Annotated in this window: 14 protein-coding genes; 5 read left to right on the plus strand and 9 right to left on the minus strand. The window is 67.4% G+C overall.

The genetic code is table 11. The features are described from left to right. Positions 1-37: 37 nt before the first annotated feature. Positions 38-589, minus strand: coding sequence for a TetR/AcrR family transcriptional regulator (locus GONAM_RS05785; RefSeq protein WP_040535534.1), 552 nt, complete (start codon positions 587-589; stop codon positions 38-40). A 95-nt stretch (positions 590-684) separates the two neighbouring features. Here GONAM_RS05785 and GONAM_RS05790 point away from each other — a divergent pair, with 95 nt between their 5' ends. The 3 genes from GONAM_RS05790 to GONAM_RS05800 all read left to right on the plus strand — a co-directional run bounded on the left by GONAM_RS05790 (position 685) and on the right by GONAM_RS05800 (position 3,557). Continuing rightward, positions 685-1,599: an alpha/beta hydrolase gene (locus GONAM_RS05790; protein ID WP_006865840.1), complete on the plus strand. Its 915-nt coding sequence runs from the start codon at positions 685-687 to the stop codon at positions 1,597-1,599. A 159-nt stretch (positions 1,600-1,758) separates the two neighbouring features. Further along, positions 1,759-2,403, plus strand: a complete 645-nt coding sequence (locus GONAM_RS05795) for an HhH-GDP family DNA glycosylase (protein ID WP_006865841.1) — start codon at positions 1,759-1,761, stop codon at positions 2,401-2,403. 107 nt (positions 2,404-2,510) lie between these two features. After that, positions 2,511-3,557 carry an iron-containing redox enzyme family protein gene (locus GONAM_RS05800; RefSeq protein ID WP_006865842.1) on the plus strand — a complete coding sequence of 349 codons (1,047 nt, stop codon included), beginning with the start codon at positions 2,511-2,513 and terminating at the stop codon, positions 3,555-3,557. A gap of 24 nt (positions 3,558-3,581) precedes the next feature. On the opposite strand, the gene GONAM_RS05805 is transcribed toward GONAM_RS05800, so the two are convergent. From GONAM_RS05805 to GONAM_RS05815, 3 genes are read right to left on the minus strand one after another with little or no spacing between them, the layout of a single operon-like run. Then, a complete protein-coding gene (locus GONAM_RS05805) occupies positions 3,582-3,824 on the minus strand; it encodes a CDGSH iron-sulfur domain-containing protein (protein WP_006865843.1) in 243 nt (80 codons plus the stop codon). Beyond that, positions 3,821-4,585 (minus strand): HemK2/MTQ2 family protein methyltransferase, encoded by a 765-nt coding sequence (locus tag GONAM_RS05810; RefSeq protein WP_040535537.1) that lies wholly within the window; start codon positions 4,583-4,585, stop codon positions 3,821-3,823. Before GONAM_RS05810 ends, GONAM_RS05805 begins: the two co-directional genes overlap by 4 nt. A 36-nt stretch (positions 4,586-4,621) precedes the next feature. Beyond that, positions 4,622-5,212 carry a suppressor of fused domain protein gene (locus tag GONAM_RS05815; RefSeq protein ID WP_006865845.1) on the minus strand — a complete coding sequence of 197 codons (591 nt, stop codon included), beginning with the start codon at positions 5,210-5,212 and terminating at the stop codon, positions 4,622-4,624. Positions 5,213-5,270: 58 nt separating this feature from the next. Here GONAM_RS05815 and GONAM_RS05820 point away from each other — a divergent pair, with 58 nt between their 5' ends. Next, positions 5,271-5,975 carry a metallophosphoesterase family protein gene (locus GONAM_RS05820; protein WP_006865846.1) on the plus strand — a complete coding sequence of 235 codons (705 nt, stop codon included), beginning with the start codon at positions 5,271-5,273 and terminating at the stop codon, positions 5,973-5,975. After that, positions 5,965-6,822, plus strand: a complete 858-nt coding sequence (locus GONAM_RS05825) for a chromosome partitioning protein ParB (RefSeq protein ID WP_006865847.1) — start codon at positions 5,965-5,967, stop codon at positions 6,820-6,822. Before GONAM_RS05820 ends, GONAM_RS05825 begins: the two co-directional genes overlap by 11 nt. Positions 6,823-6,853: 31 nt before the next feature. Here GONAM_RS05825 and GONAM_RS05830 read toward each other — a convergent pair whose 3' ends face one another. The 5 genes from GONAM_RS05830 to GONAM_RS05850 all read right to left on the minus strand — a co-directional run bounded on the left by GONAM_RS05830 (position 6,854) and on the right by GONAM_RS05850 (position 12,248). Continuing rightward, complete coding sequence (locus GONAM_RS05830) at positions 6,854-8,035, minus strand: ABC transporter ATP-binding protein (protein WP_006865848.1); 1,182 nt, start codon at positions 8,033-8,035, stop codon at positions 6,854-6,856. A 3-nt stretch (positions 8,036-8,038) separates the two neighbouring features. Continuing rightward, complete coding sequence (locus GONAM_RS05835; RefSeq protein ID WP_006865849.1) at positions 8,039-8,869, minus strand: carbohydrate ABC transporter permease; 831 nt, start codon at positions 8,867-8,869, stop codon at positions 8,039-8,041. Positions 8,870-8,873: 4 nt separating this feature from the next. Next, positions 8,874-10,082 (minus strand): carbohydrate ABC transporter permease, encoded by a 1,209-nt coding sequence (locus tag GONAM_RS05840; RefSeq protein ID WP_006865850.1) that lies wholly within the window; start codon positions 10,080-10,082, stop codon positions 8,874-8,876. Continuing rightward, a complete protein-coding gene (locus GONAM_RS05845) occupies positions 10,079-11,440 on the minus strand; it encodes an extracellular solute-binding protein (RefSeq protein WP_006865851.1) in 1,362 nt (453 codons plus the stop codon). Before GONAM_RS05845 ends, GONAM_RS05840 begins: the two co-directional genes overlap by 4 nt. Positions 11,441-11,759: 319 nt before the next feature. Continuing rightward, entirely contained in the window at positions 11,760-12,248 is a 489-nt protein-coding gene (locus GONAM_RS05850) for a YflT domain-containing protein (protein ID WP_006865852.1), read from the minus strand. Positions 12,249-12,335 lie beyond the last annotated feature (87 nt).

The raw sequence follows: 12,335 nt of genomic DNA on the forward strand, positions 1-12,335 counted from the left end.
GCCGCGGGTACCGGGGGCGGCCGGTGAGTGCCGTTACCTAACCGGTGGTCGTCGGCCATCGAGAGGCCAGCGTCTCGCACACCGAACGTTGCTCGCTCTCGTCCCGCGCGTGCATCAGCAATCCCTCGACGGTGAACACCGCGATCATCACCTCGGCGTCGACGGTCTCCGGCGGGACTCCCGCCGTCTCCAGTTCGGCACGGAACAGACTGCCGGTGAGCAGGTGGAAGTTGTTGTGCCATTCCGCCACCGCCGGTGAGTGCGGCACGCGGGCATGCACCGTCGTCACCAGACCGCGCATCTCCGTCAACCGCTGCACGATCCACAGCACCCGAGCGGCGATCGGCTCACCCGACACCGCCTGATACATGGGCCACACATCGGCCATCACGGCCGACAGAACCGCGACGAGCACATCGTCCTTGTCGTCGAAGTACCAGTAGATGGTGTTGGCCGCGACACCGGCTTCCTTGGCCAACCGGTTCATCGACGTCGCCTCGTACCCGCCCTCGATGAACAGCCTCCGCGCGGCGACGACGATCTCCTCACGCTTCTCGTCGGCGGCTTGCGGCCGCTTGTTCCGCGCCACTGAAGAAGTCACCTCCACAGATTCTCTTGAATGCCGTTCAAGACACTGTTACCGTGTTGAACACCGTTCAAGATACCCCGGCGAAGGTTCTACCCATGTCACGTCAGTTCAGTTACGTCCGGTCCGATGTCACGTTCCGGTCGGGCGACGCCCGGTGCGCCGCCTGGCTCTACCGTCCGGAGGGCGCCGAGAACCCTCCGATCGTCGTCCTCGCCCACGGCTTCGCGGCATTCCGGGAACTGCGGCTCGACGCCTACGCGGCACGGTTCGCCCAGGCCGGCTATGCCGCACTCGTCTTCGACTACCGCCACTGGGGTGCGAGTGAGGGCTCACCGCGTCGTGTCCTCGACATCGCCAAGCAGCACGCCGACTGGGATGCCGCGATCGCCTACGTCCGGGGTCTCGACGGCGTCGACACGCGTCGAGTGGTGGCGTGGGGGACGTCCTTCGCCGGCGGCCACGTCCTGAGACTTGCCGCCCACGACCGCGACCTGGCCGCCGCGATCGTCCAGGTGCCGCACGTGAGCGGGCCCGCGTCGGCGTTCTCCCAGTCCCCGGCACTGGTGAGCCGCCTGATCCTCGCCGGAGTACGTGACCAGTTGCGGGCGTGGACGGGGCGGCCGCCCTACCGCATGGCCGCCGTCGCGCGACCCGGCGAGATCGCCATGATGACCTCGCCCGGCGCCTACGAGCAGGTCGAACGCATGGGAGACATGCGCGAGGAACTCCTCGCCGAGAACGACGTGGCCGCCCGAATCGCGTTGCGGGTGCCCTTCTACTCCCCCGGACGCCACGCAGCCGACATCGATGTCCCGGTGCTCGTACAGCTCGCCACGAAGGACGACGTCACACCCATCGACAAGGCCCAGGCCATCGCGCGTCGCATACCGAAGGGGGAAGTCCACACCTACGACTGCGCCCACTTCGAGCCGTATCTCGATCCGTACTTCGACACCATCATCGAGCATCAGATCGACTTCCTCGACCGCCACGTGGGAGATCGGCGATGACCACGAACGATCGTCGACGCACCACCGCGGGAAAGCCCGTCCTGGGTCGCACACTCAACCCCTTCGAGTGACGACGGTGCGCAACTGTCGGCGACCGGACGCGAACGGACCCGCCGGGAGCGCGATTGTCCGGTGACCGCACCGGGTAGTCGATCGGGCATGAGCACCACCGACACCGATGCCACTGTCGAGGCCCTGATGGAGCGTGCCGGACGGACCTACGCCGACGACGCGGGGATCACCCTGAAGAACACCCCGTCGCCGCTCTTCGAACTCCTGGTCCTGTCGCTCCTGCTGAGCACGCGGATCTCCGCCGACATCGCGGTCGCCGCAGCTCGCGAGCTGTTCGCCGCCGGGCATCGCACGCCCGAGAAGATGGCGCAGGCGTCGTGGCAGAACCTCGTCGACGCACTGGGACGCGGGCACTACAAGCGCTACGACGAGAGCACTGCCACCCGACTCAAGGAGGCGGGCCGGAAGGTCGTCGACGACTACCACGGGGATCTCCGTGAACTCGCTGCGAAGGCCGATTCCGACCCGGATGCGACCGCCGAGCTCTTGCAGGAGTTCACCGGCATCGGCCCGGTGGGCGCCGACATCTTCCTGCGCGAGGTGCAGTCGGTGTGGGACTGGGTCGCACCGCATTTCGACAAACGGGCCCTCGCCGCCGCGAAGGACCTCGGGCTGCCCGACGACCCCGGCCGTCTCGCAGATCTCGCCGACGGCAGGCCCGAGGTGCTCGCCGCCGCCCTGGTTCGGGCATCGCTGGACAAAGACCTGCTCGACGAGCTCAAGGCCGGATGAGGCGGGCCTATCCTGGGAGGGCGGCGATGGACATCCAGGTTTGAGTCCTGCGCTCCGCGGGCAATCGAGGACCGATTCGCGTCCACTGTGGACAACGAACGTGAGGAGTGCTGGTGTCAGCTGAGGCGATTGCAACCGATCCGACGACGGATGGGGTCTTTCGTGTCCCGACGCTGCCCCGCGCCCGCGGTCCGCTGTCCCGAGCGGTGATCGACCTCCTGCGCAGCGATCCCGACGTCACGACAACCGTCGAGGTGCCGGTTGCCCTACATGACGCCGACCCGTACGGCGACGACCTACAGCTGGCGCTGTACCTCTGCTACGAGATGCACTATGTGGGGTTCGCCGACGCCGACGCCACCTGGGAGTGGTCGCCGGCGCTCCTGTCACTGCGCGCCGGTCTCGAGCGGCGCTTCCTGGAGGCCCTCCACCGCGACGTACCCACCGCTGCCGAGGACGAGTCGGTGCAGGCCGAGATGGACGAACTCTGCATCGAGAATCTCGACGGCGACGGCGCGTCCTACTTCCTCCGCGACAACGGGACCTGGGAGCAGTACCGCCAGATGTTCGCACTCCGGTCGCTGTATCACCTCAAGGAGGCAGATCCACACGCCTGGGCGATCCCGCGACTCCGCGGGCAGGCCAAGGCCTCTTTCGTCGCAGTCGAATTCGACGAGTTCGGCGGCGGTCGCGGACGGGCCGTGCACCAGGAGCTCTTCGCCGACCTGCTCCGTTCGGCGGACCTGTCCGCCGACTATCTCGGCTACCTCGACACCGTTCCCGCCGCAGCCCTGACCCCGGTGAACCTGATGTCGCTCTTCGGCCTGCACCGCCGCTACCGCGGTGCAGCCGTCGGGCACCTCGCGGCGACCGAGATCACCTCGTCGCCCGGTTCCCAGCGGCTGCTCGCCGGACTCGAACGGCTCGACGCACCCGAAGCATGCCGGCACTTCTACCGTGAGCACGTCGAGGCCGACGCGGTCCACGAGCAGATCCTGCGCACAGACGTGGTCGGCGACCTCGTCCGGCAGGACCCGAGTGCCGAGGCCGATGTCATCTTCGGAATCCGTGCCTTCTTGTTCGTCGAGGACGCACTCGAGGCACACGTGATGGGTGCCTGGGAACGCGGCGAGAGCGCCTTCCCCGGAATCTAGAAGAACGGAATCTGGAAGAACGGACTAGTCGGTCGAGCGCCGACGACGCTTGCGGTGACTTGTGTCGCACAGCGGGTAGTTCTTGCTGCGCCCGCACGCACAGATGGCCACCATGAACCGGTCGGACTGCACACGGCAGCCATCCGGTAGTTCGATGTCGACCGGGCCCTCGACGAGCACCGGTCCCCCACGTACCACCCGCACCGCGGTGCGCTCGGCGCCCGCGCCGTTCTCGGTTCGCGCCACGGTGACGTCCTCCGAGGTCATGACTGTTCCGTGTCAGCAGTGTGACCCGGTGCCGGCTTCCCGTCGACCTTCTCGCCGCCCGGTGCGACGGCCGCGATGCCGACCAGTCGTTCGACGCGGCATCCGCGTTCGAGCAGCCCGCGTTCCTCGAGCCACTCGGCCCGCGCGGTCATGACAGGGCCGAACGGGATGAACCGCTCCGAGACGACCTCGGCGTGCAGACCGCCGGTACGGAGAGCACGCAGCGACGCCTCCTCGTCGGCGAACTCGGAATGCACCAGCAGGAACGCTCCGCCGGGCCGCAGCAGCGTCGGGACGTGCTCACACAGGAGGTCCAACACCGCCCGACCGTCGAGGCCGGCATCCCAGGCGTGCGACGGTCCCGCCGGGTGGTACCGGGGATCGTCGACCGGGGGCGTCGGCACGTAGGGCGGGTTGCAGGTCACGACGTCGTACTGCCCCACGTGGCGGGTCAGGTCGCCGTGCTGGACGGTGACGGACACCCCGGCAGTCAGCGAGGCCCGGCGCGCGTAGGCCACTGCGTCGGCGGATGCGTCGACGGCGGTGACCTCGGCTGCGCCCCGGCGCGCGGCGGCGATCGCGATCGCACCGCTACCTGTACACAGATCGAGGACGTTCTTGCCGTCCACGCCCAGGGAACGCACCATGTCGATGAGCAGTTCGGTGTCCTGCTGGGGCAGATAGACCTCGCCGACCGTGGCGATCCCGGAGGCGGCGGTGGTGGCCCGCGGCGTTGCGGGCGATGCGGATGTCAGCGTCACCAGTGCATCGTTCCCGTTTCTCACTGTGGTGAAACCTCAGCCGGGCGTGGCCGACGCGCGATTCGGCTCCGTGACGTCGATACCGGCCTCCCGCCACGCGTCCCGGAGAGCGTCTGCGCCCTTGAGCCGCACCCAGGCCGCCTCGTTGGCGGTGATCGGCACCGCCCGGAGCAGACGGACGGGATCCATCGGATCGGGCAGCTCGACCTCGCCGAGTTCGTCGGCGGACAGCAGCACCGCCGTGCAGGTTGCGCCGTCCCACAGCGGTTCGCCCAGATCGACGAGCGCATCGGCGTCGAGGATCAATCCCTCGACCGCCGGCGCGGCCGCCAGCGTCGCCATGCGCTTGTGCAGCCCCGGGAGCGGGGAACCCGCGCGCATTCGAACGACGAGTTCGGCGCGTGGCCCCTTCACCGGGTCGGCGTGGAGATCGGTCGGATCCGACATCGGATGGCGTGCGCATCCCGACGTCACGTAGACCAGTTCACCGGGAGCGGCGTCGTCGAGCACGAATCGCAGTACGTCGATCGGTTCGACGCCGAGGAACGTCACCGACGCCCGCTGTGGTTCGGCGCCCAGCCGATCCCGGAGATGTTTCCCGACGAGGTCGGTCACCGATTCAGTCACGTCCGACAGGCTACCGAGAAGTCTGCGACCGATTTGAGCCCTCGTCTAGCCTGGAACAATGGTCCGGGTTCTGGCGGTCGCCGACGAGGTGGTGGACTCTCTCACCTACGGCGTCGGTATCGAGGGGCGTCCCGACCTCATCCTCGGCGCCGGCGACCTCCCGTTCGACTATCTCGAGATCCTGTCGACGCTGTGCGATGCCCCGTGCGTCTACGTCCCCGGCAACCACGACCGGGAACTCCGGGGTTACCGGCGCGGGCGTACCGGTTGGACCCGCGCGGGCATCCCCACCGAGGACCCGGGTCCGTGCGGCGGCATCAACGCCGACGGCCGCACCGTGACGGTCGCCGGACTGCGCATCAGCGGACTCGGCGGAAGCCGCTGCTACAACGGCGGGACCAACCAGTACACCGACATCCAGCAACGTCTGCGGGCGATGCGGCTGCGCTGCGGGAACGTCCTGTCGAAACCCACGCAGGCGAACTCGGGCGGCACCGACATCCTCCTCACCCACAGTCCCGCGCGCGGCGTCGGCGACGGCGACGACACCCCACATCAGGGTTTCGACTGCTATCACCCCCTCGTGCGCGCACTGCGCCCGACACTGCTCGTCCACGGGCACGTTCATCCCTACGGCAGTCGCCCACGGGACCTACCGATCGGCGAGACGACGACGTCGATGAACGTCGTGGGCTTCTGCCAGTTCGACATCGATCCCGCGACGCGGAAGGTGGAGATCGTGAGGCGCAGGCATGGCGCGTGACACCGGATTCCCCGAGGCCGACGCCGAATACGACTTCGCCCGGTTACGACGCCGGGCCGAACGTGCCCGTCTCGCACAGTGGTTCATGCGGCAGCCGGCGGACGTCAACACCGTCCTGCCCTTCGACGAGGTCGTCGCGGCACTCGGCGCCACGGGCAAGACCGTGCTCGGACTCCAGGTCGTCGAGGTGTCCTCGATCGTCGGAAGCGTCGACCGCACCAAGGATTTCGACCGGTACTTCCGCCCCACCTCGTCGCACATGCGAGAACGGTGGCAGCGTATCGCCGCCGCCCAGCGCCGGGGCGAGTCGGTGCCGCCGGTGCAGCTCTACCGGGTCGGATCGATGCATTTCGTCATCGACGGCCACCACCGCGTGTCGATCGCCATCGCACGCAATCTGACCACGATCGACGCCTACGTGACCGAGATCCACACGCGCATCTCACCGGAGGGCATCAACGCACCGTCGGATCTGATCCTCAAGGACCACCGGCGGCTGTTCCTGTCGCGGGTCCCGCTCGAGGGCGCACAGGCCGAGGCGATCAAACTGACCGACGCCTTCGACTACGCCGAACTCGCGGAGAACGTGGAGGCGTGGGGTTTTCGGCTCTCCCAGGAGCTCGGCGAGTTCCTGAGCCGTACCGAGGTCGCCCGACGCTGGTTCGGCGAGGAGTTCCTGCCCGTCGTCCGCATGGCCCGCCGGGCGGGCATCCGCGACGACCTGACCAGCGACGCCGAGCTCTACATGTGGGTGGCATGCGAACGCTATCGCCTGGTGCGCAGGCACGTGTGGGACGAGAAGGTCTTCGACGAACTGCGCGACCACTCCGACCGTAAACGGCGGTAGTGGTCGCGCAGCGACGTGACGCGGACCCGCATCAGCGGCGGCGCAGCGACTCTCCCGAGCTCTGGTCGAAGACCGCCACCTTCGAGGCGTCGTAGAACAGCTCGGCGGTCGAACCGCGGGTGACCTTCGAGTCCGGCGACAGGCGGGCGATGAGCTGATTGCCGCCGAGATCGGTGCCGGAGTCGGCGGACAGTTCGGCGAGCGCATCGCTCGACGCCCGGTTCGACCCGTTGCCGACACCGAAGTAGGCGTAGATGTCCGAGCCCATCGACTCCAGGACGTCGATGTTCGCGGTGAACGTCGCACCCTGGCGACGTGTGGTGTCGTCGACGAGTGAGGCGTCCTCGAGGTGCTCGGGGCGGATGCCGATGAGAACCTCACCGCTGCTGCCGACGTCACCGGCGCGCGAGACCACGGCGCGATGGTCGTCGAGGGCGATGGTGCCGATCGCGGTCTCGATGCCGTCCGTGCCCAGGCGACCGGACAGGAAGTTCATCGCAGGCGACCCGATGAACCCGGCTACGAACACATTGGTCGGGTTGTTGTACAGCTCCTGGGGCGAACCGATCTGCTGGACGTGTCCGCCACGCAGCACGACGACACGGTCGCCGAGGGTCATCGCCTCGGTCTGGTCGTGTGTCACGTAGACGGTGGTGGTCCCGAGTCGCTGCTGCAGCTGGGCGATCTCGGTGCGCATCTGCACACGCAGCTTGGCGTCGAGGTTCGACAACGGCTCGTCCATGAGGAATGCCTTGGGCGAGCGCACGATCGCGCGGCCCATCGCCACACGCTGACGCTGACCGCCGGACAGGTTGGCCGGCTTGCGGTCCAGGTACTGCCCGAGATCGAGGATGCGCGCGGCCTCGTCGACCTTGGCGGCGATCTGATCCTTCGGCAGCTTCTGCAGCGTCAGCGGGAAGGCGATGTTGTCACGCACCGTCATGTGCGGATAGAGCGCATAGCTCTGGAACACCATGGCGATGTCGCGGTCCTTGGGGGCACGCTCGTTGACGCGTTCCCCGCCGATCCGCAGCTCGCCCGAGGAGATGTCCTCGAGTCCCGCGATCATGTTGAGCGTCGTCGACTTTCCGCATCCCGACGGTCCGACGAGGATCACGAACTCGCCGTCGCCGATCTCGATGTCGACCCCGTGGACCGCGGTGGAGCCGTCCGGGTACTGCTTGGTGACCTTGTCCAGAACGATGTCTGCCATGGGTTATCCCTTCACGGCGCCGGAAGTCAGACCGGCCACGATTCGACGTTGGAAGAACAGCACGAAGATGATGATGGGGATGGTGATGACGACCGCGGCGGCCGAGATCGACCCGGTCGGTTCCTCGAACTGCGAGCTGCCGGTGAAGTTGGCGATGGCCACCGGGGCGGTGATCGCTCGTTCGGTCGAGGTCAGCGACAGCGCGAGGAGCAGGTCGTTCCAGGCGAAGATGAACACCAGGATCGCGGCGGTCACCACACCCGGCGCGGCCAGCGGCGCGATCACCTTGCGGAACGCCTGCCACGGGGTGGCGCCGTCCATCTTCGCCGCCTTCTCCAGCTCCCAGGGGATCTCCCGGAAGAAGGCCGACAGCGTGTAGATCGCCAGCGGCAGCGCGAAGGTGATGTACGGCAGGATCAGGCCCGGCCAGGTGTCGAAGAGACCCAGCCGACGCTCGATGTTGAACAGCGGTGTCACCAGCGAGATCTGCGGGAACATCGCGATCAGCAGTGCCGCGCCGATGAGGACCTTCTTGCCCGGGAACTCCAGTCGGGCAACGGCGTAGGCGGCCATGGTGCCCAGGAGCACCGCGATGAGGGTCGTGATCAGACCGACGCCGATCGAGTTGATCAGCGCCGAGGTGAAGGCACTGGTCTCGAAGATCGACTTATAGTTGTCGAGAGTGAACTCGGTCGGGATGAACTTCCCGTCGGTCACGCTCGACGCCGGCTTGAACGACAGGCTGATGATCCACAGCAGCGGGATGAGTGCGTACAGGATCACCAGGATGTTGGCGATCGACCACCACGCCTTGGATTTTCCGCTCGAATTCACCGGATTACCTCCCCTCGTCGTCGGAACCCGGTGCGGCGGTGCCGAACCCCTTGATGAACACGAACGCGATGATCGCCACGCAGACGAAGATCAGGATCGAGATCGCCGATCCGACGCCCAGATTGAATGCGCCGAACAGGTTGTCGTAGCCCAGCATCGACACCGAGTAGGTGTTGTTGGACCCGCTGGTGAGCACGTAGATGTTGTCGAACACGCGGAACGCGTCGAGCGTACGGAACAGCAGCGCGACGAGGATGGCGGGCTTCATCAGCGGAAGGATGATGCGCCACAGGCGCGTCCACGCTCCCGCGCCGTCGACCTGTGCGGCCTTCAGCAGGTCGTCGGGCACCAGGGCCAGACCCGCCAGCAGCAGCAGCGCCATGAACGGCGTGGTCTTCCAGACCTCGGCGAGGATGATGATCGCCAGCGACGGCCACTGCTCGGTGAGCGGCGCACTGCCGTCGGGCAGCAGGTTCGCCAGGTAGCCGGTGCCCGGGGTCCACGCGTAGTACCAGGAGAACGCCGCCGCGACGGTCACGATGCCGTAGGGGATCAGGACCACCGTGCGAATCGTGCCGCGTCCGAAGATGGTGCGGTGCATCACCAGTGCGATGGCCATGCCCAGGACGAGTTCGATGAGCACCGACACGACCGTGATCCCCACGGTGACACCGAATGCCGTCCACCAGTAGTTGTCGGTCAGCACCGTCGCGTAGTTCGAGAACCAGACGAACTCGCGTTCGCCGGGCGCCGACAGGCTCATCTTGTTCAGCGAGAGCCAGACCGCGTAGATGATCGGATAACCGGTCACCAGCAGCATCATCAGTGCAGCGGGCGCGACGAGCCAGAAGGCGAGCCGCCGCTCGGCGGTCTTGCCCTCACTGCGCTTGCGGGGTTTCGTCGCGGACTCGGTGCGGGGTCGTTCGGCGACGGCGGTGGCAGCCCCCGATGACGGTGCGACACCGACGGATCCGAGACTCGATCCCACCGGGTTCACCGGCGACGACGCCGACGGGTTCGAACCGGAAGATGCCTCGTGGCGTCCTCCCGGAGGGGCCTTCCACAGTTCGTCCGAGTGGACCGGCGGGTTGTCGCCCACGATCGGGATCGGACCGGTCTGGGCCGGTGCATCGTCGGGCAGCGCGTGACGGCCGGCGCGGAACGTGGACTCGTCCTCGTTCGGCCTGCGCCCGGGTGTGTTGTCGTCGGTCACGGAACCAACCCTTCCCCGTCGATTGCCTTCTGGACGGCCTCGGCGAGTTCGTCCACCAGTGTCTCCGGATCCCACGCCCCGACCGGACTCAGCTTCGCCTGCAGCAGGGTCGAGATCGCCTGGTACTCAGGCGACTTCGGCCGCACCGCGGCGTGCTCGGGCTGGAGCTGGCGCTTGATCTCCTCGGCCATCGGGTAGGCGAGGCGGAAATCGGCGTCGTCATAGATCGATTCGATCACCGGAGGCGGGCCCGCGTTGAGGGAGAAGTTCTTCTGCGAGGCCTCGCTGGTGATGCACTCGGCGGCCTGCCAGGCCAGTTCCTGCTGCTCGGAGGTGCTCGCGACGGCGATGTTGATACCGCCGAGGGTCGTCTTGGTCGGCAAGCCCTCGAAGCCCGGGTACGGCGCGAAGTCGAAGACCTTCTGCATCTCGCGGTTGAGCGGGACCACATCCCGGTCGGACGGCGGATTCGCGCTGTCGGCGTACAGGTTCGCGTACTGCGTCAGGTCGAGGAACGGAACCGCGCCGGCGACCGCGTTCTCGCGCATGCCGGGGAACACGAAGGGCCAGTTGACCTCATAAAGGGCCTTGCCGCTCTCCATGCCGAGTCGGGCCGCCCCCTCGTCGGAATTGGTCAGCGACGGGTCGGCGCCCGGTGCGGTGGCCACCGCCTTGAGCGTGCGGAGTGCGCGGACCGTGGCGGCGCGATGTTCCGGGGTGTCGTTGAGGGTGACCTGGTCGGGATTGTCGGGGTCGACGACCTGCCCGCCGGCGCTGACGAGCACCGAGTTGAACCAGACCATCAGGCCCTCATATTGCCTGCCCTGCACCATGATGTAGGTCGGTCCGCCGTTGCGGCCGCTGACCAGTGCGTCCTCGAGCATCCCGTCCCACGTCGAGGCGGGGCGTCGTCGGTCGACCTTGTCCTCGAGGACGTCCTTGCGGTACCAGAGCAACTGGGTGTTGGTGGAGAACGGGATCGCGTAGAGGCGTTCGCGCTCATCCTCATCCGTCTTCCACACCGCGGTGTCGAGGGGGCCGCCGAGCGAGCGCGCGGAGACCTCCGCGGCCATCGCGTCCGGCACCGGGACCATCCAGCCGGCGTCGGCGAACTCCGCGGTCCACACCACGTCCATGCCCATGAGGTCGAGCCCGGAGTCGTTGCCCGCGAGGCGACGGGCCAGCTGCAGTCGCTGATCGTCGGCGCCCTTGGGCAGCGGCGTCGTGACGACCTTGTAGGCACCGTTGGAGTCGGCCGAACACTTGTCGCCGATCGCGGCGAAGGTGTCGGCACCGTCGGCCGGCGGATAGAAATTCAGTACGCCCGCTTCATATCCCGAGCCACACGCCGACAACACGGGAAGCGCCGCGGCCGCGGCGACTGCCGCCGCAAGGACCTTTCGCCTTACGCGACTTGTGGTTCGAGAGCCGGGCGGGCCGCCCTCCGATCGTCGGGAACCCCCCGATCGGCCAGTGCGGCCCGTTCCATCATCAGTGCTGACCCTGCTCCGCACGCAGCCTCCTCGATGTCGTACGCGGCGAACACCCGAGGTGCTCCGCCGTGAGCGTCCGAGGTGCAACGCTATACGTCGCGATTCGTGACATGCAACACATCCGGCATGGGCGTGCCACTCCCGTGTCGATCGTGATCGCCCCGTGTCCTCTAGGACAGGAGTCTCACATCGTCAGGCGGGCGAGCATGTCGCGCGCTTTCTCTGCGCTTTTCGGGTCGCAGAGGACGTCGTAGCGTCCGGCGACGAGTTGCATCGTCGACGCGAAATCGCGCTGTCCGCGGGTGGCGGCGTACGGAATCGTCGCCGAGATCACACCGAAGACCATGCCGCCCACGATGCCGGCGATGATCGGCCCGAGCGGCGAGCCGGTGAAGACGAGGGCGACGAGACACCCGAAGAAGAACCCGAGCCAAGCGCCGGACACCAGACCGCCACCGATTACCTTGCCCCACGTCAGGCGCCCGATGACACGCTCGACCTGCATGAGGTCGACGCCCACGATCGTGACGTCCTGAACCGTGAAGTTCTCGTCGGACAGGTAGTCCACCGCACGCTGGGCCTCGGCGTAGGTGCTGTAGGAGCCGATCGGCCAGCCCTTGGGCGGGGTCGGCAGGCCCGGTGTCTCCCGGCTCGGGCGCATGGGATTCGTCATTTTCGGGACCTCCCTCGTGGAAGTGGATCGACGGACGTCGCGGCTGATCCATACTCGCCGACGACGTTCGCCGAACCGTTGGCACTA

The organism is Gordonia namibiensis NBRC 108229, from assembly GCF_000298235.1.
Lineage (GTDB): Bacteria > Actinomycetota > Actinomycetes > Mycobacteriales > Mycobacteriaceae > Gordonia > Gordonia namibiensis.